Origin of the sequence: Hydrococcus rivularis NIES-593, assembly GCF_001904635.1 — a bacterium.
GTDB classification, from domain to species: domain Bacteria; phylum Cyanobacteriota; class Cyanobacteriia; order Cyanobacteriales; family Microcystaceae; genus Hydrococcus; species Hydrococcus rivularis.
In genome coordinates this window covers 14,155-38,862 of the sequence record NZ_MRCB01000006.1, presented here as the reverse complement: position 1 = coordinate 38,862, position 24,708 = coordinate 14,155, and the positions used below count along the sequence as shown (strand labels likewise).

Annotated in this window: 41 protein-coding genes and 1 pseudogene; 14 read left to right on the top strand and 28 right to left on the bottom strand. The window is 46.0% G+C overall.

From position 1 onward, the window contains the following. Positions 1-409: 409 nt before the first annotated feature. The 14 genes and pseudogenes from cysE to NIES593_RS07060 all read left to right on the top strand — a co-directional run bounded on the left by cysE (position 410) and on the right by NIES593_RS07060 (position 8,598). Positions 410-1,156 carry a serine O-acetyltransferase gene (gene cysE, locus NIES593_RS07125; protein ID WP_073598923.1) on the top strand — a complete coding sequence of 249 codons (747 nt, stop codon included), beginning with the start codon at positions 410-412 and terminating at the stop codon, positions 1,154-1,156. Beyond that, on the top strand, positions 1,146-1,433 hold the full coding sequence (locus NIES593_RS07120; protein ID WP_175561062.1) for an Asr1405/Asl0597 family protein: 288 nt from the start codon (positions 1,146-1,148) through the stop codon (positions 1,431-1,433). The genes cysE and NIES593_RS07120 overlap by 11 nt, the downstream gene beginning before the upstream one ends. 10 nt (positions 1,434-1,443) lie before the next feature. Beyond that, positions 1,444-1,989 (top strand): DNA starvation/stress protection protein DpsA, encoded by a 546-nt coding sequence (gene dpsA / locus NIES593_RS07115; protein WP_073598921.1) that lies wholly within the window; start codon positions 1,444-1,446, stop codon positions 1,987-1,989. A 147-nt stretch (positions 1,990-2,136) separates the two neighbouring features. Next, positions 2,137-2,436, top strand: a complete 300-nt coding sequence (locus NIES593_RS07110) for a DUF2949 domain-containing protein (RefSeq protein WP_245817346.1) — start codon at positions 2,137-2,139, stop codon at positions 2,434-2,436. A 39-nt stretch (positions 2,437-2,475) separates the two neighbouring features. Then, positions 2,476-3,609, top strand: a complete 1,134-nt coding sequence (gene nifV, locus NIES593_RS07105) for a homocitrate synthase (protein ID WP_073598920.1) — start codon at positions 2,476-2,478, stop codon at positions 3,607-3,609. Beyond that, the gene (locus NIES593_RS07100; protein WP_073598919.1) at positions 3,596-3,862 is read left to right on the top strand and encodes a nitrogen fixation protein NifZ; all 267 of its coding nucleotides are present in this window, start codon (positions 3,596-3,598) and stop codon (positions 3,860-3,862) included. Before nifV ends, NIES593_RS07100 begins: the two co-directional genes overlap by 14 nt. A 68-nt stretch (positions 3,863-3,930) precedes the next feature. After that, on the top strand, positions 3,931-4,134 hold the full coding sequence (gene nifT, locus NIES593_RS07095; protein ID WP_073598918.1) for a putative nitrogen fixation protein NifT: 204 nt from the start codon (positions 3,931-3,933) through the stop codon (positions 4,132-4,134). A 248-nt stretch (positions 4,135-4,382) separates the two neighbouring features. After that, complete coding sequence (locus tag NIES593_RS07090; RefSeq protein ID WP_073599036.1) at positions 4,383-5,012, top strand: CBS domain-containing protein; 630 nt, start codon at positions 4,383-4,385, stop codon at positions 5,010-5,012. Further along, complete coding sequence (locus tag NIES593_RS07085) at positions 5,013-5,678, top strand: (2Fe-2S) ferredoxin domain-containing protein (RefSeq protein ID WP_175561061.1); 666 nt, start codon at positions 5,013-5,015, stop codon at positions 5,676-5,678. It abuts the gene before it with no gap. Between the two features lie 167 nt (positions 5,679-5,845). Next, a complete protein-coding gene (locus NIES593_RS07080; protein WP_073598916.1) occupies positions 5,846-6,271 on the top strand; it encodes an ArsC/Spx/MgsR family protein in 426 nt (141 codons plus the stop codon). A gap of 4 nt (positions 6,272-6,275) precedes the next feature. Next, positions 6,276-6,671, top strand: a complete 396-nt coding sequence (locus tag NIES593_RS07075; protein ID WP_073598915.1) for a hypothetical protein — start codon at positions 6,276-6,278, stop codon at positions 6,669-6,671. Beyond that, positions 6,652-6,792 (top strand): hypothetical protein, encoded by a 141-nt coding sequence (locus NIES593_RS23985; RefSeq protein WP_175561060.1) that lies wholly within the window; start codon positions 6,652-6,654, stop codon positions 6,790-6,792. The genes NIES593_RS07075 and NIES593_RS23985 overlap by 20 nt, the downstream gene beginning before the upstream one ends. Before the next feature lie 258 nt (positions 6,793-7,050). Next, a pseudogene (locus NIES593_RS07065) lies at positions 7,051-7,221 on the top strand (cytochrome c oxidase subunit 3); the annotation flags it as partial. 435 nt (positions 7,222-7,656) lie between these two features. Further along, positions 7,657-8,598, top strand: a complete 942-nt coding sequence (locus NIES593_RS07060; RefSeq protein WP_073598913.1) for an SGNH/GDSL hydrolase family protein — start codon at positions 7,657-7,659, stop codon at positions 8,596-8,598. A gap of 125 nt (positions 8,599-8,723) precedes the next feature. Here NIES593_RS07060 and prfA read toward each other — a convergent pair whose 3' ends face one another. From prfA to rplB, 28 genes are all read right to left on the bottom strand, one after another. Then, a complete protein-coding gene (gene prfA / locus NIES593_RS07055) occupies positions 8,724-9,839 on the bottom strand; it encodes a peptide chain release factor 1 (RefSeq protein ID WP_073598912.1) in 1,116 nt (371 codons plus the stop codon). A 96-nt stretch (positions 9,840-9,935) separates the two neighbouring features. Next, positions 9,936-10,190, bottom strand: coding sequence for a 50S ribosomal protein L31 (rpmE, locus tag NIES593_RS07050; RefSeq protein ID WP_073598911.1), 255 nt, complete (start codon positions 10,188-10,190; stop codon positions 9,936-9,938). A gap of 96 nt (positions 10,191-10,286) precedes the next feature. Beyond that, on the bottom strand, positions 10,287-10,700 hold the full coding sequence (rpsI, locus tag NIES593_RS07045) for a 30S ribosomal protein S9 (RefSeq protein ID WP_073598910.1): 414 nt from the start codon (positions 10,698-10,700) through the stop codon (positions 10,287-10,289). Next, positions 10,700-11,158 (bottom strand): 50S ribosomal protein L13, encoded by a 459-nt coding sequence (gene rplM, locus NIES593_RS07040; protein ID WP_015145010.1) that lies wholly within the window; start codon positions 11,156-11,158, stop codon positions 10,700-10,702. The genes rpsI and rplM overlap by 1 nt, the downstream gene beginning before the upstream one ends. Before the next feature lie 56 nt (positions 11,159-11,214). Next, the gene (gene truA, locus NIES593_RS07035; RefSeq protein WP_073598909.1) at positions 11,215-12,060 is read right to left on the bottom strand and encodes a tRNA pseudouridine(38-40) synthase TruA; all 846 of its coding nucleotides are present in this window, start codon (positions 12,058-12,060) and stop codon (positions 11,215-11,217) included. A gap of 15 nt (positions 12,061-12,075) precedes the next feature. Next, on the bottom strand, positions 12,076-12,426 hold the full coding sequence (rplQ, locus tag NIES593_RS07030) for a 50S ribosomal protein L17 (RefSeq protein ID WP_073598908.1): 351 nt from the start codon (positions 12,424-12,426) through the stop codon (positions 12,076-12,078). 138 nt (positions 12,427-12,564) lie between these two features. Continuing rightward, positions 12,565-13,515 carry a DNA-directed RNA polymerase subunit alpha gene (locus tag NIES593_RS07025; protein ID WP_073599035.1) on the bottom strand — a complete coding sequence of 317 codons (951 nt, stop codon included), beginning with the start codon at positions 13,513-13,515 and terminating at the stop codon, positions 12,565-12,567. A gap of 122 nt (positions 13,516-13,637) precedes the next feature. Then, positions 13,638-14,030: a 30S ribosomal protein S11 gene (gene rpsK, locus NIES593_RS07020; protein ID WP_015145006.1), complete on the bottom strand. Its 393-nt coding sequence runs from the start codon at positions 14,028-14,030 to the stop codon at positions 13,638-13,640. A gap of 48 nt (positions 14,031-14,078) precedes the next feature. Next, on the bottom strand, positions 14,079-14,462 hold the full coding sequence (gene rpsM, locus NIES593_RS07015) for a 30S ribosomal protein S13 (RefSeq protein ID WP_073598907.1): 384 nt from the start codon (positions 14,460-14,462) through the stop codon (positions 14,079-14,081). Between the two features lie 67 nt (positions 14,463-14,529). Further along, positions 14,530-14,643 carry a 50S ribosomal protein L36 gene (gene rpmJ / locus NIES593_RS07010; protein WP_073598906.1) on the bottom strand — a complete coding sequence of 38 codons (114 nt, stop codon included), beginning with the start codon at positions 14,641-14,643 and terminating at the stop codon, positions 14,530-14,532. Between the two features lie 135 nt (positions 14,644-14,778). Then, on the bottom strand, positions 14,779-15,009 hold the full coding sequence (gene infA / locus NIES593_RS07005; protein WP_015145003.1) for a translation initiation factor IF-1: 231 nt from the start codon (positions 15,007-15,009) through the stop codon (positions 14,779-14,781). Positions 15,010-15,247: 238 nt separating this feature from the next. Then, positions 15,248-15,811: an adenylate kinase gene (locus NIES593_RS07000; RefSeq protein WP_073598905.1), complete on the bottom strand. Its 564-nt coding sequence runs from the start codon at positions 15,809-15,811 to the stop codon at positions 15,248-15,250. Between the two features lie 72 nt (positions 15,812-15,883). Then, positions 15,884-17,200 carry a preprotein translocase subunit SecY gene (gene secY, locus NIES593_RS06995; protein ID WP_073598904.1) on the bottom strand — a complete coding sequence of 439 codons (1,317 nt, stop codon included), beginning with the start codon at positions 17,198-17,200 and terminating at the stop codon, positions 15,884-15,886. Between the two features lie 160 nt (positions 17,201-17,360). After that, the gene (gene rplO / locus NIES593_RS06990; RefSeq protein WP_073598903.1) at positions 17,361-17,810 is read right to left on the bottom strand and encodes a 50S ribosomal protein L15; all 450 of its coding nucleotides are present in this window, start codon (positions 17,808-17,810) and stop codon (positions 17,361-17,363) included. Positions 17,811-17,860: 50 nt separating this feature from the next. Further along, positions 17,861-18,382, bottom strand: a complete 522-nt coding sequence (gene rpsE, locus NIES593_RS06985) for a 30S ribosomal protein S5 (RefSeq protein WP_073598902.1) — start codon at positions 18,380-18,382, stop codon at positions 17,861-17,863. 71 nt (positions 18,383-18,453) lie between these two features. Next, positions 18,454-18,816: a 50S ribosomal protein L18 gene (gene rplR / locus NIES593_RS06980; protein ID WP_015144998.1), complete on the bottom strand. Its 363-nt coding sequence runs from the start codon at positions 18,814-18,816 to the stop codon at positions 18,454-18,456. A gap of 2 nt (positions 18,817-18,818) precedes the next feature. Beyond that, complete coding sequence (gene rplF, locus NIES593_RS06975; RefSeq protein ID WP_073598901.1) at positions 18,819-19,358, bottom strand: 50S ribosomal protein L6; 540 nt, start codon at positions 19,356-19,358, stop codon at positions 18,819-18,821. A gap of 93 nt (positions 19,359-19,451) precedes the next feature. Next, positions 19,452-19,853 (bottom strand): 30S ribosomal protein S8, encoded by a 402-nt coding sequence (rpsH, locus tag NIES593_RS06970; protein WP_073598900.1) that lies wholly within the window; start codon positions 19,851-19,853, stop codon positions 19,452-19,454. Positions 19,854-19,894: 41 nt separating this feature from the next. Then, a complete protein-coding gene (gene rplE / locus NIES593_RS06965; RefSeq protein WP_073598899.1) occupies positions 19,895-20,434 on the bottom strand; it encodes a 50S ribosomal protein L5 in 540 nt (179 codons plus the stop codon). A gap of 112 nt (positions 20,435-20,546) precedes the next feature. Then, positions 20,547-20,891 (bottom strand): 50S ribosomal protein L24, encoded by a 345-nt coding sequence (rplX, locus tag NIES593_RS06960; RefSeq protein ID WP_073598898.1) that lies wholly within the window; start codon positions 20,889-20,891, stop codon positions 20,547-20,549. Next, positions 20,891-21,259 carry a 50S ribosomal protein L14 gene (rplN, locus tag NIES593_RS06955; RefSeq protein ID WP_015144993.1) on the bottom strand — a complete coding sequence of 123 codons (369 nt, stop codon included), beginning with the start codon at positions 21,257-21,259 and terminating at the stop codon, positions 20,891-20,893. The genes rplX and rplN overlap by 1 nt, the downstream gene beginning before the upstream one ends. 17 nt (positions 21,260-21,276) lie before the next feature. Continuing rightward, positions 21,277-21,525, bottom strand: a complete 249-nt coding sequence (rpsQ, locus tag NIES593_RS06950; RefSeq protein ID WP_073598897.1) for a 30S ribosomal protein S17 — start codon at positions 21,523-21,525, stop codon at positions 21,277-21,279. A gap of 7 nt (positions 21,526-21,532) precedes the next feature. Continuing rightward, on the bottom strand, positions 21,533-21,835 hold the full coding sequence (rpmC, locus tag NIES593_RS06945; RefSeq protein ID WP_073598896.1) for a 50S ribosomal protein L29: 303 nt from the start codon (positions 21,833-21,835) through the stop codon (positions 21,533-21,535). Between the two features lie 3 nt (positions 21,836-21,838). Further along, entirely contained in the window at positions 21,839-22,258 is a 420-nt protein-coding gene (gene rplP / locus NIES593_RS06940; RefSeq protein ID WP_015144990.1) for a 50S ribosomal protein L16, read from the bottom strand. A gap of 95 nt (positions 22,259-22,353) precedes the next feature. Next, entirely contained in the window at positions 22,354-23,076 is a 723-nt protein-coding gene (gene rpsC / locus NIES593_RS06935; protein ID WP_073598895.1) for a 30S ribosomal protein S3, read from the bottom strand. 54 nt (positions 23,077-23,130) lie between these two features. Beyond that, positions 23,131-23,487, bottom strand: a complete 357-nt coding sequence (gene rplV, locus NIES593_RS06930; RefSeq protein ID WP_073598894.1) for a 50S ribosomal protein L22 — start codon at positions 23,485-23,487, stop codon at positions 23,131-23,133. A 39-nt stretch (positions 23,488-23,526) separates the two neighbouring features. Next, on the bottom strand, positions 23,527-23,808 hold the full coding sequence (gene rpsS, locus NIES593_RS06925; RefSeq protein ID WP_073598893.1) for a 30S ribosomal protein S19: 282 nt from the start codon (positions 23,806-23,808) through the stop codon (positions 23,527-23,529). A 34-nt stretch (positions 23,809-23,842) separates the two neighbouring features. Beyond that, positions 23,843-24,676: a 50S ribosomal protein L2 gene (gene rplB / locus NIES593_RS06920; RefSeq protein ID WP_073598892.1), complete on the bottom strand. Its 834-nt coding sequence runs from the start codon at positions 24,674-24,676 to the stop codon at positions 23,843-23,845. Between the last annotated feature and the right edge of the window lie 32 nt (positions 24,677-24,708).

Sequence of the window (24,708 nt, the reverse complement as noted above, 5' to 3'; positions counted from 1 at the left end):
GCCGTCTACTCAACTCCTGCAAAAATCTTTTCTTAAAAGCTGGAATTTCGCGCCTAGTAAGGGTTTCAAATCTGACAAAACAATTAATAGTTGAGTTCAAAGCTACATTAGTGAAAATCCTTCGATGAATTACCCAAAAAGCTGAACAGAACTAAATTAGAGCGAGTTTAAATCTGAGTACACAAATACTTGCGCCTCCACTCATAAATACTCTAACCCCTATTAAAAAATACTAGCCCCTTGCCCCAAAAAAATTTTTTAGATAGCGCTAAGCTTTATCGGATAAAGATTCTACTGAAGCGAGTACAAGTAGATTAATCAAATAATCTTAACTAACACGGATTGATGCGATCTCTCTAGGGGCACTTGGTATAAACATCGAAACCCTCAAATTCGATTGCCCAATTCGATGTTACACCCCATCACCCTAGAAACAAACCAACCTTGGGAGGTAAAGGCTTCCTCGACGGATTGCCCTCGCCCTCTAACTATCTCTCCCTTGCAGGCGCTGAAGAAGGACTTTCAAATCATCTTCGAGCGAGATCCAGCCGCCAGAAATTGGTTTGAAGTATTGTTATGCTACCCTGGTTTGCATGCTTTGGCGCTACATAGATTTGCTCATTGGCTCTATCGTCAAAACATTCCTTTTCTGCCCCGCTTTCTCTCCCACGTGGGACGATTTTTGACTGGTATTGAAATTCACCCCGGCGCAACCATCGGAGAGGGCGTATTTATCGACCACGGCATGGGAGTCGTCATTGGGGAAACGGCTATTATTGGAGATTATTGTTTAATTTATCAAAATGCCACGCTGGGGGGAACGGGAAAAGAAAGTGGCAAGCGCCATCCAACCTTGGGCAATAACGTCGTTGTCGGGACGGGTGCTAAAGTTTTAGGAAATATTCATATTGGCGATCGCGTTCGCATCGGTGCGGGTTCGATCGTTCTGCAAAACGTACCGAATGATTGTACGGTGGTGGGAGTTCCCGGTCGCATCGTTTCGCGCACGGGTCATGGCTGTCCCCTAGAACATTTAGAACACAGTAAATTACCCGATGTAGAAGGGAAAGTGATTCGGATGTTGCTCGATCGCATCGAGCAAATGGAACAACAGATACGGAATTTACAAAGAGAGCGTCACTACAATGATGTATAACCCTCCAAGTTCTCAAGCATTCGTCTGGGAGGTGGCGAAAGTTTCTCGCAGCGATCGCTGGCTCGTCTATCACCGCCTCCAAGAATTAAATATTCCTTGTTGGTGTCCCAGCAATGGGTCACTCTTAGTAGAAGTTAACAATTGCATCGATGCAATTCTGTTACGCAGTACCGTTCAACAGCTATTCGCTGCTCGTCGAGAATTAGTGGATTGGTTACAGCGGTGCTGGGAAGCAGAAGAAATTCTGAATTCAGAAGGCTATCCTATCAATTACTGAGAATGAAACCATGACAACTACAACGTTTCGTCCCTTTGGAGAAGTATCGGACAATCCTATTGGTTTAGGACGGGAAATAACGGCTCCCGTTTGCGAAGGCTTAAATATTGCTCTAGCAAGCTTCCAAGCCCTTTATCTCCAGTACCAAAAACATCATTTTGTTGTCGAGGGGTCTGAATTTTATCAATTACATCAGTTCTTCCAAGACAGTTATGGGGCAGTTGCAGGTCACGTTCACGATCTCGGAGAACGCTTGAATGGTTTGGGTGGTACGCCAGTCGCCAGCTTTGGCAAACTTGCCGAATTGTGCTGTTTTACCCAAGAAGAAGATGGTATTTTTACGGCGCGTCAGATGCTAGAACACGATCTAGCAGCCGAACAAGCCGTCATTAACTTAATTCGCCGTCAAGCCAATCAAGCCGAAAGCGTGGGCGATCGCGCGACTCGCTATCTCTACGAACAAATCCTGCTTGCAACTGAAGACAGAGCTTTCCATCTCGAACACTTCCTTGCAGAAGATAGCCTGACTGTAAGCTTCGTCAAACCTGCTAAATAGCGATCGGTTATCCAATAAAGAATAAAGGATGAAGAATTGAAGGAGAAAGATAAAACGAGTTCAACATAAGGTTAAGTCAAATCCACACTTCATCTTTCACCCTTTAAATCATTAGTAACTTTACGAGCAAACAGCCGTTTGTCTCTAGTGGTAACTGAAAATGGTGCTGTCATAGAATCCAATTCTTCACTTACGGAATTTCGTCAATTTTTGCATGAAGAACTTGCCATCCCCAAGGCAGACTTGGCGATGGTCATAGAAAAAAGGCAACAATCCAACGATCCCTTAGCCATGCTCCTCTGGCAGTATGGCTTTATTTCCCTAGAACAGCTACAGCGAATCTTTGATTGGTTCGACAGTCAAGCTGCATTAGGCGTAAAACATTTGCTTGAGAGAGCAGAAGGCAAAAAAGCTAAAATCTGTCCTCTTGTAGCTGCCTTCCGCTGAAGAGGCTTTACCTGTCTGCTTTTACATTGGGGAGCAATAATGAATGCGATTCAAATTAATGACACGACGCTACGGGATGGGGAACAAGCCGCAGGAATTGCCTTTACTCTAGAAGAAAAAGTTGCCCTAGCTACGCTGCTCGATGCGATCGGCATCCAAGAATTGGAAGTCGGCATTCCGGCAATGGGCGGTTCTGAAGCTACGGCAATCTTCGCTATTGTAGAAATGGGGCTGAACGCTCAATTAATTGGCTGGAATCGAGCCGTTCGCTCCGATATTAACGCTTCTATTGCCTGTGGTTTGCAACGGGTACATATTTCTGTTCCCGTCTCAGAAATTCAGATTGCAGCTAAATTTGGTGGCAATCGCGAACTGATTTTCGATCGCCTGCGAGAGGCAATTTTCTATGCAAGCGATCGCGGTTTGTGGATATCCGTTGGCGGAGAAGACTCTTCTCGTGCAGACGAAACTTTCCTTCTCGATGTAGCACTCTCTGCTCAAGAGTGGGGCGCTTCTCGATTTCGCTTTTGCGATACGGTAGGCATTCTCGATCCCGTGACTACCTTTGAAAAAGTCAGCCAACTGACCAAATGGCTGTCAATTCCCATTGAAATGCACACCCACGACGATCTCGGACTCGCCACTGCCAACGCTCTAGCAGGGCTGCGTGCGGGGGCAACATCCGTCAATACAACCGTCAACGGATTGGGTGAAAGAGCGGGAAATGCTGCCCTAGAAGAAATCGTCATGGCACTCAAACGCATCTATGGCGTTGACTTGGGCATCAAAACCGAACGATTGCGAGAATTGTCTCAATTCGTCGTCGCCGCGTCCGGTTGTCCCGTTTCTCCCTGGAAAGCGATCGTCGGTGAAAATGCTTTTGCTCACGAGTCTGGCATTCATGCCCACGGCGTTTTGCAAAATCCCGCTACTTATGAACCTTTTTCACCAGATGAAGTTGGTTGGAAACGCCGTTTAGTCGTCGGCAAGCATTCGGGAAGACATCTAGTATTGACGCTTCTCAAAGAGCATGGCATCACCTTAACCAGAGAAGAAGCGCAATCCGTTATCGATGCTGTTAGACATATGTCGGTCAATCTCAAACGCAGTTTAACCGTAGAAGAATTGCTCGATATCGTTCCTAAAAGGAGTATAGCCAATGGGATTGTATAACCCAGGAGAAATCGAATTAGACGATCCCCCAGCTTTCAACATGGAACAGAAAGTTAGGGTTCGCAAGCTAATCCGCAATGACGGAACGTTTCCCGGTAGAGACATTGGTGAAGTCCTTGCCAAAAAGGGAGATGAAGGCTACGTCGTCAGCATCGGTACTTATTTGCAAAGCTATTACATCTATGCGGTGCATTTTATCGATCGCGATGTAGTCGTTGGTTGCCGCAGAAAGGAATTGGAAGCCGTTGATTAGTCGTCATTGGTCATTGGTCATTGGTACAAAGGACAAATGACAAATATTAACTGAAAAAGGAGATTGCCATGAAAGTAATGTTGCACAAAAATGCTGCCGGACACTTGTCGGTTTACGTGCCTAAAAAAGATTTAGAAGAAGAAGTTGTCAAAGAAACTGTGATGCAAGAGGGCATACTTATGACCTTAGCAAATGGTTGGGAACTTCTGTTTTCTGAACTCGAAGAACCGTTAAAGTTACCAATAACGACTGAAGCAAGGAAAATCGCATAAAAGTCTGAATCTGGCGGGGTGACATCTTTTCTGAAGTCGATTGATTTTGCGCATAAACGCTGAGAATGAGATGACTCTAAAACTCCTGAAGTTCTTACCTTCTGCTTTCTGCCTTGCCAAGATTTCAGATTGCTTGTCACCCCGTCATATTCTTTAACTTTAGATTCTGAGTGGGGCGATCTATTTGGTTACTCGCAGTTGAGTACGCCAATTTTTTCAATGCTCAAATTTTGAGAGGAGTTAATTCTATGTTGAAGGCATCCGATATCATGAGTTACGATGTAGCCACCATTCGAGGTTCGGCGACAGTAGCAGAAGCAGTAAAATTGATGAAGTTTAAAGAACTGCGGGCGCTAATTGTCGATCTTCGCAATGGTCAAGATGCTTATGGCATCGTTACTCACTCTGATATTGTCAGCAAAGTAATTGCTTATGGGAAAGATCCCAAAACAATTCGCGTCTACGAAATTATGACCAAGCCCTGTATTGTAGTTAACCCCGATCTGGGCGTGGAGTATGTAGCGCGACTGTTTGCCAATACGGGCATTCGCATTGCTCCCGTTATTCAGGGCGGGCTATTGGGCATAGTCTCAGAAAGCGACATTCTTTTTAAAGGCGATTTCTTGGAAAATCCTAAAGTCCCTCTATTGCGGCGAGAACTAGAAAAAGCCATTGAGGAAGCAAAAGCAATTAGTGCGGCAAAAGGCGCAACTTCTCAGGAATGCATTGATGCTTGGGCTTTGGTAGAAGACTTAGAAGCTGAGGCAGCTTATCAAGAAGGAACGGTCATTCCCGATACAACACCTTTCCAAGCCTTCTGTCAAGAACATCCAGAAATTTTGCGAGTGCGCCATCACGTACTTGAAACGAAAACCTAATTGGGTATAAAAACCTGGGGCGGGCAATCCCCGCCTTGGGGAATAAAAAGGCGATCGCAAACTCTTACCTCCTTAAAGACAACTATGTTGCTACAAACGGAATTTCAATTTCAAGTCGAAGGTGAATTTATTCAATTTCTCGATTGGTCGAAAGGTACGCCCAAATATGTGCGCATTGCTATTGGCGAGGAGCGATTTCCTATTAAGCTATCTAAGTCATTACGGGAAATTGTAGATTTAAATATTGTTCCTGGCGATCGCCTTAAAATTATCGGCGATGAAACCTTAAAACCAGAGACAGGCATTCATAAACTCAAAGCTACTCAAATTATTAACCTCAGCCGCCAAAGCGAACCAACACTAGACAATCTTGAAGAAATTAGTTATCCCAAAAAAGGTAAATCTAAAGCCAAAATTTTAGTGTGTCACAAGTCAGGCTGTCTTAAGCGAGGGGGCAAACATTTGCACGAGAAAATAGAGCAAGCTTTGTCTGAGTTAGGATTGCAAAATCATGTCAAGATCGAACGAACTGGCTGTCAAAAACGCTGCAAAAAAGCGCCAAATTTTATTTTAATGCCAGGAGAAAAAGAAACTCGCTGCGATCGCATGGATCTTGATAGTATTTTTGCGTTGTTGGAGAAGCATTTCTGCATTTCTTGTAAGTAAACGATTACCCGCAAGGAAATTAATTTCCTTGCTCATAGCTAAAGTCTATTTAAATGGACTCAGTGCTATAAGCAGTTCTCTTGAGAGAACTTTTGCTATTAGCCTGCTAATTAATTGGCAGGCGGGTTGTTGGATAAATACCTGTCAATCCAAAACTGAGGTGAGTTATGGCTAAAGTAGTTTTCTACGAAAAACCTGGTTGTATTAATAATGCGAAGCAGAGAGCTTTATTATATGCTGCTGGGCATAAGTTAGAGGTTCGTAATTTATTAAAAGAACCTTGGACGGCGGAAATTTTGCGTCCCTTTTTTGGCGATCTGCCTGTTGCGGAGTGGTTTAATTATACTGCACCTCGCGTTAAATCAGGAGAAGTTAATCCTTTAGACTTAGACGAGCAAACTGCCTTGAAATTGATGATAGAAGATCCTCTATTAATTCGTCGTCCGTTAATTCAGGTAGGAGAAATTCGTCGAGTCGGGTTTAATCCCGAACAAATTGATGCTTGGATTGGGTTAAGTCCTGTACCTAGTAATATCGGAGATGTAGAAACCTGTCCTCATAGTACAAGTAGACGATCGCCAAACATAAAATAAGACAATGAACTCTCCAATCCTTCCCCAAGACGATCGCCCGCCATCCGAGCCTAGCCTATCAGATCGCTTACTTGCTCGGCAAATAGAAACAACTCTAAGCCAGCGCTTTTTTGATACTTGCATGCGCGAAGCTTATCGTTCGGGCGATTCTTTTCACAAAAGAGATTATTCTTTGGTAAAGCTATTATCTGATTGTCAGTGGTTCATCACCATCAAAGCTAAACAACCGACTCTCATTATTGAAACGACTGACTTAGCAATGAGTTGGCGCGTCCTCGAAAAGCTCAAGCAGCTTGGAAGTATATTAGAGGAATTAGCGATCGCGAGAATTCGTGTCTGTCCGCCTTCCGAAGTCGGTTCTTGTCTGGAAGTCCGAGTAGATGAATTATCGTTTTATTAATGTGCGATCGCAATTGTTAGTTACTTTGGGATCGTCTAACAAATCCAGTACTTCTTGTTCGACAGTACGCGATCGCAAGTACGCGATCGCATTATTGGTATACAGAATTGCCAATAAATGAATGGCTGATAATTTTTTCTTAAAAAAAAATAAAATTTTGTCAAATTGCTTGCATTGAACAGAATTATTGAGCAATTATCATAAAAACTACTAATAGTAATTAAAATTTAAAATTATTTTTGTTAGTTGTTGCAATTCGTTGAAAAACGAAATAAAAAAATCGTTAAAAGTTTTAACAATTAGGAATTGGGGAAACAACAATAGAACGAGTAACAGGCTCATCATTTTCAGGTAATGAGAGCAGGCTTTCATAAGGTAGTTAATTATTGGGGTTTTGTTAATCCTGGGCGTATTGTGGCGATCGCGCCGTCAAGGTCACTATAATGCCACTAAACATACCGGCGTAGAAATGGCAGAAATCTACTGGCACTTCGTCGATATCATCTGGATTATCCTTTTCTCGCTGCTTTACATTCTGACTAGGTTTTAACTGAATTGCTCGAAAATGGCGATCGCATGGGAAATCTTTCTCGAGTTTCGCTGCGATCGCCATTTTTTTATTGTCAAAAGATTTAAGTGAAATATCGAAGATTAAATCCTCAATTTTCATCTTTACCTCTTGTTTTTTCAAGATAGAATCGCGCTCTTCTCGATAAAGGAACTGCTGCCTGGAAAGGATTTTAGCTGTCTTCGGGGATTCTATATCTGGTTCGAGTCCGATGAATCGTATTTTTCTTGAGACTCTGTTGTTTCGCTTGCCAAATACTAATTTACATATTTACGAGTTCGCAATTATGCAATTTAAAGTATCAATAAAAGCAGCTTAAGCAAGTAAATTTAACTAATCAGAATCATAATTTAAAAATCATCCTAAAAATTCCGGCATATGATATATTTTTCATGATTTTTCCTTAAAAAAACAAAAATGCCGGAAAACAATAGCGATAATCTCACTGGCTTAGGAAGCAATGAGCCTCTCGTAGGATTGGCGAGTTCGGAAACAAACGGCATTGACGATCTCTACGTTTTCGGGGATAGTCTCTCTGATATAGGAAACACATTTAACCTTGTTGGCGGACCACCCAGTCCTCCGTACTTCAACGGACGCTTTACAAACGGACCTACCTGGGTAGAAATTCTGGCGCAGAATGTGGGAGTAGACGATCTTACCGCTTCTACCGATTTATCTGTGACTGGCTCCTTTGACGGCAAAACTATAGATCGAAGCGTCAACTTTGCCTACGGAGGCACAGAAACGGAAGGAAATACAGGATCTCGCGGTTTGCTTCCAACAGTTGTCGATCAGGTAGCTCAGTTTACTCAAGACCACGATCGCTTCCAAAAATCGGCTGACGCAAATGACCTATTTGTTATTTGGGGTGGGGCAAACGATTATTTCTTCGACTCAAGTGCGAAACCTAAAGATGTCGTCGATAATATTACAGACAGCATAGAATCTCTTTACCGACGCGGCGGACGCGATTTTCTCATCCCCAACTTGCCCGATTTGGGTAGAACTCCAGGCGCACTCACAGGAGGGGACGTGTTCGGCGAAAAGATTGTCCGTTCTTCTAAGGAGCTAACAAAGATAAGCAACAGACACAACAGCTTGTTGGCAAAAAACTTGGATAAGTTAGAGAAGAAATTACCCGATGATGTCGATATAACCCTGTTTGACGTTAACAGTTTGTTCGATCGCGCGATCGCCGAACCGCAGAGATTTGGACTTACCGTTGTGGATCGACCATTTTTGAGCGTAGATCCCGCAAGTGGTGCCAATCCAGACCAGTATCTCTTTTGGGACAATGTTCACCCTACCGCTACAATTCACCGCGTTTTAGGCGAAGCCGCCTCATCTATTCTTTAGAGATTGGAAAAATTTTACAGATAGAAGTAAAAATTGATATTAGTAACTATGACAAAGGGCAACTTTCATGTCCAGTTCTGGAGCCAAGCATGGGGAGCGACTCCCATGCCTAGGTTAACAGAGCGTCAATTACTCAATACCTCAGCCGTTGTAGGAGAAGTGGCTAATTCCTCTAGACGCTCTTGCTGATCCTGAGCGATACAAGCCTGAATCATGTCTTCTAGGTTTCCCTCTAAAGCAGCAGCTAAGTTAAAGTTTTGTCCCAATCGGTGATCGGTGACGCGATTGTCTTTGTAGTTATAAGTGCGGATTTTTTCCGATCGCGCTCCCGTTCCTACCTGGGATCGCCGCATAGAAGTCACGACTTCTTGCTGTTCTTGCAGCTTTATTTCGTAGAGCTTAGCTCGCAAAATTTGCATGGCTCGCTCGCGGTTTTGCAATTGCGATCGCTCTTCTGTACAGAAGATTCTGATTCCGGTTGGCTTGTGAATCAGGTCTACTGCCGTTTCCACCTTATTGACATTTTGTCCCCCAGCACCGCCAGAACGCGCCGTTTTGATTTCGATATCTTTGGGATCGATCTCGACTTCTACCTCATCCACCTCTGGCATGATCGCTACTGTCGCCGTTGAGGTATGAACTCGTCCGCCTGCTTCCGTGACGGGCACTCGCTGAACTCGGTGAACGCCCGCTTCAAATTTTAGTTTGCTATAAACGCGATCGCCCTGGATTTCCAGGATCGCTTCTTTAAAGCCTCCTAACTCGGCAAGCGACTCGCTGACGAGTTTAACTTTCCAATTTTGGGACTCAGCATAGCGCGAGTACATCCGTACTAAGTCACCTGCCCAAATACTCGCCTCGTCTCCGCCAGTCCCAGCGCGAATTTCTAGCATGATGTTTTTATCATCGTTGGGATCGCGAGGCAAGAGTAAGATTTTGAGCTGTTTCTCTAGCTGGGCTAACTTTTCCTCTAATTCTTCGACTTCTAGAGCAGCCATTTCCTTTAATTCTGGATCGCTGCCAGATTCTTTAAGAATTTGTTTAGCCCCAGCTAAGTCTTCCTTGGTTTTTTTCCAAGCTTCGTAGGTATTAACCGTCTCTTCCAAAGAAGAACGCGCCTTCGAGACTCGCTGCAATTCCTCTGGATTGGTGGCGATATCCGGGTCGGCAAGGCGACGGGTCAATTCTTTAAAAGTTTGTTCGACGGATTGTAGTTTTTCGAGTAAGTAAGATTCAGCCATGAAGATTGCTCCTAATACAAAAAATAGCTTGACTGAATGATAGACAGGACCAACCCAGCAGAAATTCTGCTGGGTTAAAACAAGCCAATCGAGCCGCTATTTTTCTTTTGCATTAGAAGCTTTATTTTTCTGGTCGGTTTTACCACCAAGCGTTCCGTATTTGCGGCGGAAGCGATCGACTCGTCCTTCAGTGTCGATCAGTTTTTGCGTTCCGGTAAAGAAGGGATGATTGCCCGACCAAACCTCGACATGAATTTCGGGTTTGGTGGAGCCAACGGTCATGACGACCTCGCCATTACAAATGACTTTTGCTTCTGGATACCAAGTGGGATGAATGTCAGGTTTTGGCATAGTTATCTTTAGTTAGTGGTTAGTGGTTAGTAGTTAGCAGTTAAATGGCTCTCGAACCAATAACAACTAACAAATAACCAACTACTATTTATAATTTTATCGCTTAGAGTATTGAGGTGCCTTACGAGCTTTGTGCAAGCCGTATTTCTTGCGCTCTTTAGCGCGGGGATCGCGGGTCAGATACCCTTCAATTTTTAGCGGTTGGCGATTTTCTGGCGCGAGTTGACATAAAGCTCTAGCTACTCCTAGTTTAACAGCATCAGATTGTCCTGTCAGTCCGCCGCCGTGGGCTTTGACTAAAATGTCGTATTCATTTTCTAGACCCAGGGTTTCCAAAGGAGCTTTAATAGCTTGTAGATAACCCGGGATTCTATTGAAGTAAATCTCTCCGGGTTTATCATTAACAATCAACTGTCCGCTGCCGGGAACGAGACGAACTCTTGCCACAGAAGATTTGCGGCGACCCGTTCCCCAATAGACAACTTTATCTTGAGATTCTGTTGCTTGCATTAGTTCCCTCCGGTTGGAATAGTATTAATTTTTAGTTCTTCGGGTTTTTGGGCTTGGTGGGGATGTGTCGATCCCGCGTAGACCTTGAGTTTGGTAAATAGTTTGCGACCCAAGGAGTTTTTGGGCAACATTCCTTTGACGGCGGTTTCGATAATTCTCTCTGGAATGCGCTGTTGCAGTTGTTCGAAAGTTTCTGTCTTCATTCCGCCCGGTCGTCCCGAATGTCGGCGATAGACCTTTTGCTTGGGTTTTTTGCCCGTAACGATAACTTTTTCGGCGTTGATGACGATCGCAAAATCGCCTGTATCCATGTGAGGAGTAAAGATGGGCTTATTTTTTCCTCTGAGGATCTTCGCGATTTCTGAGGCAAGACGACCCAATCGCTGATCGGTAGCGTCTATGACATACCATTTTGGCTCTATAGTTTCTTGAGTGGGAAGTGGCGTTTTAGTAGTCATGGTTGGTTGTTTAGTAGTTGGTTGTTAGTAGTGGGTGGTTAGTTGTTTTCTTCGTGCTAACCACTAACGACTAGCTCTTCATTGAAATGAAAGATGGGTTGCGTATCGTACCAAATGTCAGGGGAAAAGGGAAATTCGGGGTAGCCAACTCGCAGCAGACATAAACCCTTTGCTGGAGCCGCATACTTAACTTCTTCTCGCTTTTGGTTGACCCAAATATCGGTAAAGTTTTCTAGCGATCGCTTGCCGCTTCCAACTTCTACTAGCATTCCCACTAGAAGGCGCACCATCCCGTACAAAAAGGCGTTTGCTTGAATCTCTATATGTAGCAAAGGTCCTTGTCGATAGCATTGGGCTTGTTGAACCTCTACCCAAGAGTGCCTACGCGCGGAGCGAGCGCGGTGGAAAGCAGCAAAGTGATGTTTTCCGAGCATGGAGGTCAATGCTGCCTGCATGAGAGATTCTTGCAGGGGAGCGTGATAATAATGCCAGCTAAAGGGCTTAACAAACAAGTTAGGGCGCTTGTCAGTATAAATCGTATACCGATAACGTCGCCACAGAGCGGAAAAGCGAGCATGCCAAGTCTCAGAAACTTTAGCCGAGGCTCGAATTAAAATATCTTCGGGTAGCCGAGAATTGAGAATAACTGCCCAACGGGAGGCGGGAATCGTGCTTTTTTGGTTGAAATGAGCGACTTGAGCGGCGGCGTGGACTCCCGTATCGGTACGTCCTGCCGCAATTAAACTGACGGGATGTTGAAGTACCTGCGCGATCGCGGCTTCGATTTCTTCCTGTACGGTTCGCCGCTTGGGTTGTCGCTGCCAGCCAGAAAAATTGGTTCCCACGTATTGAATGACGAGAGCCACCCGTTCTGAGTTTTCTAATTCTGTCTTCTCGGACATCAATCTCAATTCGGCTTATACTAGCTCGATAATTGCCATTTCTGCGTTATCTCCTCGACGGCGCACGGTACGAGCGATCCGAGTGTATCCCCCGTTCCGATTGCCGTAACGTTCTTTAGCTGCCTCGAACAAAGCATGAACCAACTGTTTGTCGTAAATATAGCCCAAAGCGGCTCGCCTTGCTGCTAAGGAACCATCTTTTGCCAGACTAATCATTCTTTCGACTTCCGAGCGAACGGCTTTAGCGCGAGCTTTAGTCGTGGTAATTTGACCGTGACGAATCAGTTCTGTTGCCAGCGCTCTGAGTAGTGCTTTTCTCCGATCTGCCGGTCGTCCTAGTTGTGGTACGCGACATTGGTGACGCATTTTCTTTTTCCTTATATATTTAGCGAGATAAATTTTATCTTCTAAAGACAAAAATAAACAGACAAAAGGCAAAAAGATTATTTTTGACTTTTGTCTTTGTTTTGCCGCAGCTAGCTACATCTTAACTGAATTAACGAGCTAGGCTTTCACTGTTTTTTCCTGGGGCAAAGTAATTCCCAGACGTTTTTGCAGAGCTTCGATCACCTCTTCTGCCGATTTTTGCCCGAAGTTCTTAATTTCTAAGAGATCTTCTTGGCTGTATTCGAGTAAGTCGGCAACCGTATTAATCTGCGCTCGTTTGAGGCAGTTATACGCGCGAACTGACAGCTGAAGCTCCTCAATCGGAATTTGACTCTCAGGAGGGATCTCATCCCGATCGTCGATAGGTTTGGTATCTAGTTCGTTGAGATCCTTAAGAGGATTGAACAGATCGACAATGATATTAGCTGCTTGAGAAAGCGCTTCTTTGGGACTGATGCTGCCATTGGTCCAAATTTCCATAATCAGCCGATCTTTTGCCTGAGCGCCGTCAACTCGCACATCTTCTACGCTGTAATTGACTTTGGTAACTGGCATAAAGACCGAATCGATTTGGAGAAAGTCTATTGCAGCCGTTTCGTCTTTGCTGCGATCGATCGCGCGATACCCTTTGCCCTTTTCAATGCGAAACTCCATCTCCAGCTTTGCCCCTTCAGCCAAGGTGGCTATATACTGGTTTGGGTCGATCGCTTCTACTTCTGAAGGAAGGGCGTCAAAGTTAGCTGCTGTTATCGTAGCCGGCCCGGTTGCCACGAGGCGACCGATTAAAGGCTGGTGAGTATAGCTTTTAAGGACGATCTCTTTCATGTTGAGCATGATTTCCAGTACGTCCTCCCTCACCCCTGGAATCGTCGCGAATTCGTGATTGACTCCAGCAATACGAATTGCCGTTATGGCAGTTCCTTCTAAATTCGAGAGCAAAACTCGTCTGAGGGCATTGCCTACTGTCGTCCCTTGACCGCGATCGAGAGGCTCCAAAACAAACTTACCGTATTGACTCTGATTTTTGTGAGTCTTAGATTCTACACACTCAATTTGAAACTGTGCCACCGACTGATCTCCCATGCTTATCAGTTATCAGTAATCAGTTATCAGTAATCAGTGTTAGCTGCCAATCATCAGTCATTAGGAACCGATTGCTGGTCACTGGTCACTGGTCACTGGTCGCTGACTTAAACTCTACGTCGCTTAGGCGGACGACAGCCATTGTGAGGAATCGGAGTAACATCTCTAATTAAGGTGATTTCCAAACCCGAACCCTGCAAGGCTCGAATTGCGGTTTCTCGACCTGCCCCCGGTCCGCTGACCATAACTTCGATCTGGCGCATCCCCTGTTCGATGGCTCGTCGAGCTGCTTGGTCGGCAGCTGTTTGCGCTGCAAAAGGCGTGCCTTTCTTAGCTCCTTTGAAGCCGCTCGAGCCAGCTGATGCCCAGGAAATTACGTCTCCCCTGGTGTCGGAAATCGTGACGATGGTATTGTTGAAAGTAGATTGGATGTGAGCGATGCCGTTAGGTACGTTTTTTTTCTGTTTTTTTGCGCCGCTTTTTTTCGTTGGTCGCGCCATATTGCTTAGCCGAAATTTCTCTGTATAAGTGAAGTTAAAAAGATAAGGTTATTTCTTGGCGGGAGCTTTCTTCTTCCCGGCAACGGTTACTCGTCTACCTCGACGAGTCCGTGCATTAGTACGGGTTCGCTGTCCTCGCACGGGGAGTCCCAAGCGATGACGGCGACCGCGATAAGTCCCGATATCGATCAAGCGCTTGATGTTCATTGCTTCCCAACGTCTCAAGTCACCTTCGATCTGATAGTTGGTTTCAATGAACGAACGAAGCGTTGCGATGTCTTCATCCGTTAAATCTTTAACTCTGGTGTCCGGATTTACACCAGTTTTTGCTAATATTTCTTGTGAACGAGATAGACCGATGCCGTATAGATAAGTTAGGGCGATTTCCACGCGCTTATCGCGGGGTAGGTCTACGCCAGCAATCCTTGCCACGCTTTTTCTCCCTCTGAATTTTGTAGTTTGGTTACAAAGGATGTTGAAGACTTCTGGTGGATTGCCACTAACCTTGGCGCTGCTTGTGCTTCGGGTTAGTACAAATCACCATGACTTTACCGCGTCGTCTGATGACGCGGCACTTTTCACACATTTTCTTGACTGATGCTCTAACTTTCATGCCGTTTATGGGCAAACACTGCAAGTTTTTAATTATATCAGTAATTATGAAACTTTGTCAGCTCAGATAAATTTATCTGTCTTTTTTAAATTACGATCGCTTTGGCAGAGCTTTTCTCATTACTTATCTCATTACTTATTTTTTACTATTCTTAAGACGATAAGTAATTCTGCCTTTGGTGAGATCGTATGGGGTTAATTCTACCTTAACGCGATCGCCGGGCAGGATCTTAATATAATTTCGGCGAATCTTGCCGGAAATATGAGCTAAAACATTAAATCCGTTGTCGAGTTCGACGCGGAACATGGCATTAGGAAGAGATTCGGTTACCGTACCTTCTATCTCGATTAAGTCTTGTTTGGACAAAGCAGTAATCCTCAATAATTTTTTTTTTATGGAATCGGGTACTAATCGTTTGCTCAGTTTAACAATTGATGTAGCATGAAATGATACCCCCATCAATCTATCTTATCAAAAATTCACCCGTCCCTGGGGATTGGAGTTTAGCGATCCTGCTCGACAATAGTCTGAGGAGGTAGCAATTGGGAATTGGGAATTAATTTTTAGCCCTTCTAATCAATCTTCCGGTTTCCAGTCATTTTCATCAAAGCGCGATGGCTGCCTTCAAAGCTTCGGTAACTTCTTCGGGCGAGCGATTGCCATCGATATAATGAAGCGTCCCGCGATCGCGATAATATTCGATCAGCGGTGCGGTTTGCTCGCGATACACTTCTAAGCGTCGGCGAATTGTCTCTTCGGTATCGTCTTTTCTGCCTCGCTGAAGCAGGCGCTCTAGGATTACCTCGTCGGGAACGTCTAAATTTAGAACGCGCTCAGAGGTATGATTTTGTTCTTCAAGCAGCTTATCTAAAAAAACCGCTTGAGGAACGGTGCGGGGAAACCCGTCTAAAATCCAGCCCTTTTCTGCATCGGGTTGACCCAACCGTTCTTTAACCAACTCTAGAATCAGGGAATCGGGAACCAATTCTCCCTTATCCATATAACTTTGAGCTTGCTGACCCAGTGGAGTTTGTTCGGTAATGGCTCCTCGGAGAATTTCTCCGGTAGAAATATGAGGAATACTATAGAATTTCGCTAAAAGACTTGCTTGGGTTCCTTTTCCCGCTCCTGGAGGTCCTAAAAAAATTAATCCAGTGGTATTTGCCATTCTTTTTCCTAAATGCTTTTAAGGACGCGCATCAGAGATCGATAGGGACAAGACATGTCTTGTCCCTACTGCCTACTGTTTGACCATTCCTTCGTAACGTTGAGAAATTACGTAGGTTTGAATTTGCTTCGCCGTATCGATTGCCACGCCTACGAGAATGAGCAAAGAAGTGGCTCCCAATCCTCTAAAAGTCGTTACCCCCGTTGCACCTTCTACCAGGGTAGGCACGATGGCAACAACGCTTAAAAAGATTGCTCCTAGGAAAGTCAAGCGGTTGAGCACGCCTTGAAGATACTTGGTCGTCGCTTCTCCGGGACGAATTCCTGGAATGCTAGCCCCCATTTTCTTGAGATTTTTCGATACGTCTTCTGGGTTAACGATTAAAGAGGCGTAGAAGTAACTGAAGAAGAGAATCATGAGCGAGTAGACCGCTATATAGATCCAGCTGCCGGGTTGCAGGGCATTAGCTACTTGCACCAAAGCTTGACTAATATTGCCTTGATTGCTAAAAAGTCCAGCTAGTGTAGAAGGCAAGAACAAAACAGCTGAGGCAAAAATAATTGGCATAACACCGCCCTGATTGAGTCTCAGGGGTAAATAGCTCGTTCTTTCTCGATAGAGTCTCTTGCCGACTTGACGGCGGGCGGAAACAATCGGGATTCTGCGAGTGCCTTCTTGGACGAAGACAATCATAATAATTGTCACCAAAAAAACGAGGAGCAGAAGAACGACTTTCGCTATCGTCTCTCGACCGCCCGTTTGAGCTAGGTCAATCGTGTCTCCCAGCGTTTTTGGCAAGACCGCCACGATGTTGAGGAAAATGAGTAAAGAAGCTCCATTGCCAATGCCGCGTTCGGTAATCAGTTCCGAAACCCACATGACGAACATGGAGCCAGCTGTTAGTGCCAAAACGGTCTGGGCTACGAACCAAAAACCGTAGTCAATGGCGTAGGAACGCAGCAAACCAATTGTAATCCCCAAACTTTGGATGATTGCCCAACCTAATGCGACATAACGAGTAATCTGAGAAATTTTGCGTCGTCCCGCTTCGCCTTCGTTTTTTTGTAAGTCTTCTAGGGCTGGTATTGCAGCCGCGAGAAGCTGCATGATAATGGAAGCGTTAATATAGGGCAGGATGCCTAATGCAAACAGTCCGACTACTTTGAGACCGCCTCCGGTGAGGAAATCAAAGATTCCGAAGATGGGAAGGTTAGCAATATCGGCAGAAAATCTCGCGCGATCGATTCCCGGTATGGGAATGGATATTCCGAAGCGAACTAGAATCAAAAGACCGAGAGTAATCAGCAGCCGACCTCGCAGTCCGGCTGCTTGTGCCATTTGCAGAAAAGTTTCTTGAGCCGTGGGGGTTTTATCTCGACTGACGACCATGGGTGGCTACCTCTTATGGGTTGGCGGATTGGGAAGTTGGAGGAGGTGAAAATTTTAGGCTTTTTTAACTTTTATTTACCTTTAAATTAATAATCCTAGCATGCCATCCGACCCAGAGAAGGGGGATTGTCGATGACATTTTCAAAAAGTAATGCCAAGTTTAGCCTTCTACAACTTCGTAACTGCCGCCCGCCGCCTCAATTTTTTCCTTCGCGCTAGCAGTAAAAGCAGCCGCTTTTACCGTTAAAGCTACCGTTAGCTCGCCATCTCCGAGAATTTTGAGCGGACCATCGTTACTGGTGACGATTCCTGTTTCCATCAGCTTTTCTAGAGTGACTTCGGTTTTAGCCGGAAGCGATGCTAGCTTGCCAACGTTGACAATCGTGTAATGGCTGGGATTGACAATTGGGAAGTGCTTTAATTTTGGAACGCGCCGATAAAGTGGCATTTGTCCTCCTTCAAAGCCTGGTCTGGTTCCCGAACCAGAACGAGATTTTTGACCGCGCATGCCAAAACCACAGCTAGCTCCTTGTCCGGCTGAAATGCCGCGACCGACGCGGCGGCGGCGCTTTTTAGACCCTGCTTTGGGAACAGCGTCGTGGATTCTCATAATTTTTCCCCTTTATTTATATAGCAACTTAAGATGATTCGGTCGGTCTATTAGGTGTAGAGATGTTCGACGGATACACCTCTATCTTGTGCCACTTCTGAAAAGGTTCGCAACGTCGATAGCGCATCTACGGCTGCCCTGGCATTATTCAGTGGGTTATTCGAGCCAAGCTGTTTGGCCAGGATATTTTTTACGCCAGCTAACTCCAGCACGGTTCGCACGGCTCCGCCGGCGATTACTCCGGTACCGGGGGCGGCAGGGCGCATAATCACTTTCGCGCCGCCAGAGGCTCCCCTAGTAATATGGGTGATGGAGCTAGCTTTTGTTAAAGGCACTTCGATGAGTTGTTTTTTCCCGTCGGCAACTCCTTTGCGGACAGCTCCGATAACGTCGCCTGCTTTTCCTACGCCCACGCCAACTTGACCGCTTTCGTTACCGACGACAACGATCGCGCGGAAGCTTAATTTTTTACCGCCTTTGACCACTTTGCTGACGCGACGAATCTGAATGACTCGCTCTTTCCAGTTAGTTTCTTTGGTTTTAGTACGACTGCTTTTTTGACGTTTTGCCATAATTAGTATCCTTTATTGTTCGGTGTGAGTTATTAGTCGCCTTCTCCTAATCGCTAACCAATCACCAATTCCTAGAAACTCAATCCAGCTTCGCGAGCGGCTTCAGCTAGGGCTTTTACGCGACCGTGATAGAGGTTTCCTCCTCGGTCGAAGACGACTTTCTCGATTCCCTTTTCTAGAGCACGTTGCGCGACTAGCTTGCCTACGGCTGCCGACGCTTCACAAGTAGCCCCCGTAGATAGCTCTGTCTTGAGAGTTGGTTCTAGCGTCGAGGCAGCTACTAGGGTATGCTGGGCAACATCGTCAATAATTTGCGCGTAGATGTGCTTGTGAGAGCGAAAAACAGCCAAGCGGGGGCGTTCGGGCGTGCCCGTAACTTTCTTGCGCAATCGTTTGTGGCGACGTTTGATTAATTCTACTCGTGTCGGTTTCATCGTTACTTCTTACCTGTCTTACCAGCTTTACGTCTGACAAATTCTCCTTGGTAGCGAATCCCTTTACCTTTGTAGGGTTCTGGCGGTCGGATGCCACGGATTTGAGCGGCGATATTACCGACTATTTCTTTATCGATGCCGCTGATGACGACTTGCGTGTTGTTTTCTACCGCTACCTGTATATCTTTGGGCATCGTCATTTCAACGGGTTTGCTGTATCCTACGTTAAGAGTCAGCTTGCTGCCCTGCGCTTGCGCTCGATATCCCACTCCTTGGATGTCGAGGCGCTTTTGAAAGCCTTGGGAAACCCCTTCTACCATGTTGGCAACGAGGGTACGGGAAAGCCCGTGGCGCTCGCGAGCTACTCTTGATTCGTCCCGCCGCAAGACTTTTAGCGTATTGCCTTCTTGCTCGACTTTGACTTGGGGCGGTAGGGTTCTTTCTAGGGTTCCTTTCGGTCCTTTGACGACAACATTTAATCCGTTAATTTCCACGGTGACTTTGTTGGGAATTGCGATCGGGCGTTTGCCAATTCGAGACATGATCGGTTACCAGTTATTAGTTAATTGTTTATCATTTGTCTTTTGTCATTCGTCCTTTGTTTTTACTAATGACCAATGACTAATGACCAATAACTACCAGATATAGCAGAGGACTTCGCCACCCACTTTTTGTTTTCGAGCTTCCCGGTCAGTCATAATACCTTTTGAGGTGGAAACGATCGCGATGCCGATTCCTCCTAAAACGCGAGGTAAATCTTTGCTGCCAGAATAAACTCTCAGTCCGGGTTTGCTGACCCGTTTGAGGGTGGTAATTAAGGGTTGGCGATTTTTGCCTTTGTATTTAAGGGAGATGACTAACTGTTTGTCAATGCCTTCGCCGACTTCTTTGTAGTCCTCAATAAACCCTTCGTCTTTGAGAACTTTGGCAATGCTGCGCGTCATTTTAGTAGTCGGCACTTGGGTGGTTGGATGCCTAACTGCGCAAGCATTGCGGATGCGAGTTAGCATGTCTGAAATCGTGTCGATTGCTGCCATTATTTCCTATTATTTTCTCCTAATCATTAAGGATTCAAAGATTAACGGAAGGGCATCCCCATTGCTTTAAGCAAAGCGCGACCTTCTTCGTCGGTTTTGGCTGTGGTAATGATAGAGATATCCATACCGCGAATCTGATCGATGCTATCGTAGTCGATTTCGGGGAAGATAAGCTGTTCTCTGATGCCAAGGCTGTAGTTGCCGCGTCCGTCAAAACTGTTGGGACTGATACCGCGAAAGTCGCGAATGCGGGGAAGTGCTAAATTGATCAAGCGATCTAAAAAAGCGTACATGCGATCGGAACGTAAGGTGACCATTACCCCTACGGGCATACCTTGGCGAATTTTGAAGCCAGCGATCGCTTTTTTAGCCCGCGTTACGATAGGCTTTTGTCCGGTGATGACGGCTAACTCGCTAATCGAGGACTCTAATGCTTTAGCATTTTGAGAGGCTTCGCCCAATCCTCGGTTAACGGTTACTTTCATTACTTTGGGAACCTCGTGAATATTGGTATAGCCAAACTGCTCTTTGAGCTTGGGAACGATAGTTTCCTGATATAAAGTTTTGAGTCGCTGTGTCATTGTTATAATTTCCTCTACATCCCTGGGCTTGGTCAGGGAATTTTTAAGTTAAAAGTAAATAGGTAAAAAGGCAGAACATTTTTCCCTTTTTCCTTTTCCTTTTTCTTTTGCCCTAATCGATGATTTCTCCAGTTTTCTTAAGCATCCTTACCTTGCGACCGTCTTCGGTGAAGGTATAGCAGATGCGACTGGCGACTTTTTCTTTTTGGGAATAAAGCATTACATTAGAACTGTGAATCGGCGCTTCAAAGGTCGCGATTTGCCCTGACTCTCCTTCTTGGCGAGGTTTGACGTGCTTGGTTCTAATATTTACGCCTTTGACGATCGCTTGGCTCGTTTTGGGAATTGTCCGCAAGACTTCGCCAACTTTGCCTTTGTCGCGTCCCGAAATGACTTGAACGATGTCGCCTTTTTTGACGTGCATTTTGTACCGATTGGAAGAATTGCTTTTAGGCATTAGATGACCTCCGGTGCCAGAGAAACAATCTTGGTATAGTTTTTGTCGCGTAATTCTCGCGCTACGGGTCCGAAAACGCGAGTGCCCCTGGGGTTGCCTTCCGCATTGATGATCACTGCGGCGTTATCGTCAAAGCGAATGGTCATGCCACTCTCGCGGCGCAAGGACTGACGAGTTCGCACGATCACGGCTCTGACAACATCTGATTTCTTAATAGGCATATTGGGAATGGCATCTTTGACGACGGCGATGATCTGATCGCCGATGCCGCCATAGGTACAATTGCCAGTCCCCAAAACCCGCAGGCACATAAGTTTGCGAGCGCCACTATTGTCAGCGACATTAAGATAGGTTTGCTGTTGAATCACGGTTGCGTACCTCTAAATTACGGGGTATTGGTGTTAAGAATTTCGGTCACTATCCAGCGCTTGGTGCGGCTGAGTGGTCTAGTTTCGCGAATGCGAACGCGATCGCCTTCTCGGCAACGATTGTCTTCATCGTGAGCCTTAAATTTCTTAGTTTTGACGACAATTTTGCCGTATTTGGGATGGGGGGAGCGGTTTTCGACGGCAACAACCACGGTTTTCTCCATTTTGTTACTGACAACCACTCCAACTCTTTCTTTTACTGCCATGGCAAGTTTATTCCTCTTCTTGAGTTACTGATGGCTTGGCTTTAGCTTTTTTCTTCGCTGCTGCCGTTGGTTCTTTTCCCTGAGAGGTTTCTGGGGTGGTCTTTGAGGCGATACCGAGTTGTCTCTCTCGTTCTACGGTCATTAATTGAGCCAAGCGATGGCGGGTATGTTTGAATTCGTGAGTCTTTTCTAACCGCCGAGTAGCCTGCTGGAGCCTAAGCTCGAAAAGCTTTCGCTTGGCAGCTAAAATCTCGGTATCGAGTTCCTCATCGCTGAGTTTTCTGGCATCTGCTATTTTCGGGAGAGGCATGGCTTAGATATACTCCTCCTCGCGAGTAATAAACTTGGTTTCGATCGGTAATTTTTGAGCTGCTAGGCGCATGGCTTCGCGAGCAACAGGTTCGGAAACGCCTGCGATTTCAAACATGATGCGTCCCGGTTTGACGACGGCAACCCAGTATTCGGGCGAGCCTTTACCAGAACCCATACGAGTTTCTGCCGGACGCATAGTGACGGGTTTGTCGGGGAAAATGCGAATCCAGATTTTACCGCCTCTGCGGATGTAACGAGTCATCGCTCGGCGTGCCGCCTCGATTTGGCGCGAGGTAATCCAGCAGGGTTCTGTTGCTTGGAGGGCAAAGTCTCCAAAGTTCAGCTTACTGCCTCGCTGGGCAAGCCCTGTCATGCGTCCGCGCTGTTGCTTGCGGAATTTTGTTCTTCTGGGACTAAGCATAGTTAGTAGTTTGTTGAGTATTGATTGCTATTAGCTGTTAGTGGTTAGTAGTTAGTCGGCAAAAATTTCACTAACTAACAACCAATAACCAATAACTATTCGTTTGAGCGATCTTCAAATTGCTGGCGGCGACGTTGCCGGCGAGGTGCTTGAGACGGAGGGGGAGTCGCGGGTTCTTCCTGTCCGGGAATGATTTCTCCTTTAAAAACCCATACTTTTATGCCAAGAATTCCATAAATGGTTTGGGCGGTGCGATAGGAGTAATCAATGTCAGCCCGCAGGGTGTGCAAAGGCACTCTACCTTCCCGAATCCATTCGGTACGAGCAATTTCTGCTCCGTTGAGACGACCGCTCACCTGAACTTTAATGCCTTTGACCTCTGCCCGCTGCGCTCGTTGAATGGCTTGGCGCACGACGCGGCGGAAAGAGACTCTTCGCTCCAATTGTTGGGCAATGTATTCGGCAATCAGGGTAGCGTCCGCATCGACTCTAGGAACTTCAATGACATTGATCCGAATTTGTCGAGTGCCGCCCAATGCTTCTTGCAGACCGACGCGCAAGGCTTCAATTCCCGTTCCGCCTCGACCGACCACGACGCCAGGTCTAGCGGTGTGAATTGCCAGGTCGATTTGATCGGCTTTGCGCTCGATGCGAATATCGGCTATTCCGGCGTTACTGAGATTTTTATCGACATATTGCCGAATTCGACGATCTTCTTGGAGAAGTTCTGGATAGCGTTTGGTATCGGCATACCAGCGAGACTTATGCTCTTTAGTGATGCCGAGACGAAAACCAATTGGATGTATCTTTTGTCCCATTGTTTCAGTTATTAGCGTCGGAGATAGAGACGCGCTCTGTCGCGTCCCCTTAGATTAGTCGCTGTTTGGAGCAACGGCGACGGTAATATGACAAGTAGGTTTGCGAATTTGATAGGCTCGCCCTTGTGCTCTGGGTCGATAGCGCCTTAAACTCGGGCCGCCATCTGCATAAGCTTTGCTCACGACTAAGCTAGCCGGATCGAGTCCATTGTTGTGTTCGGCGTTGGCAACCGCCGAACGCAGGACTTTGAGCACGGGTTCGCAAGCTTTATATGGCATAAATTCCAGGACGATCAGTGCTTCCCTATAACTGCGACCGCGAATTTGATCGAGAACTCGTCGGACTTTATAAGGAGACATTCGCACAAAGCGAGCGATCGCTCTTACTTCGTTTGTTGTATCTACTGCCATTTTCAGTAATTAATTAAGCTATCAGTAATCAGTTATCACTTATCTTCGACCAGCTTTTTTATCGCTCTTAGCGTGACCCCTAAAGGTTCGCGTCGGAGCAAATTCGCCGAGTTTGTGTCCTACCATTTGCTCGGTGATATAGATGGGAACGTGCTGTTTGCCGTTGTGAACGGCAATGGTATGACCGACCATTTCGGGCACGATAGTAGAAGCTCTCGACCAGGTTTTAATCACCTGCTTCTCATTTCTATCGTTGAGCTTTTCTATTTTGGATAGGAGACTATCGGCAACAAAAGGACCTTTTTTGAGAGAACGAGCCATAGTTCGATTTTGGATTGTAGGTTTTGGATTATGTCTAGCCTTGATTGCGACGGCGAACGATCAGCGAATTGCTTTGTTTCTTTCGATTGCGGGTTTTCACCCCTAAAGCTGGCTTGCCCCAAGGCGTAACGGGTCCGCTTCTTCCGATGGGAGCGCGACCCTCTCCACCACCATGTGGGTGATCGACGGGATTCATAACGCTTCCTCTAACGTGGGGTCTGCGCCCTCTGTGGCGCGATCGACCTGCCTTTCCTAGTTGCAAGTTTCTCGCATCCGCATTTCCTACCTTGCCAATGGTGGCATAACATTCCTTCCTCACCATGCGAACTTCTTTAGAAGGCAATCTGAGCGTTACGTAATCGCCTTCTTTGGCGACAACTTGGGCAGACCCTCCAGCTGCGCGAACTATTTGACCTCCCTTACCGGGGACGAGTTCAATATTATGAACTTCCGTTCCCAAAGGGATGCGTCCTAGCGGTAGAGCGTTACCCACTTCAAAAGGAGCATTTTCGCCTGCGATGACGGTCATTCCAACTGTCAATCCCCCTGGCGCGAGAATGTAACGCTTTTCTCCGTCTTGATAAAATAGAAGCGCAATGCGGGCATTGCGATTGGGATCGTATTCTATTGCCGCTACTTTCGCAGGGATGCTACGTTTGTCGCGACGAAAGTCAACGATGCGATAAAGGCGCTTGTGCCCGCCGCCTCTATGGCGACTGGTAATGACACCGCGATTGTTGCGCCCTTTGGCACTGTGTTTGTAGGTAACTAGGGATTTTTCCGGCTCAGTTTTAGTAATCTCCGAGAAATCCGAAACGGTTGCCTGTCTGGTGCCCGGAGTTAATGGTCGATAAAAACGAATGCCCATAATTTCACTTATCAGTTAATTAGGTATCAGTG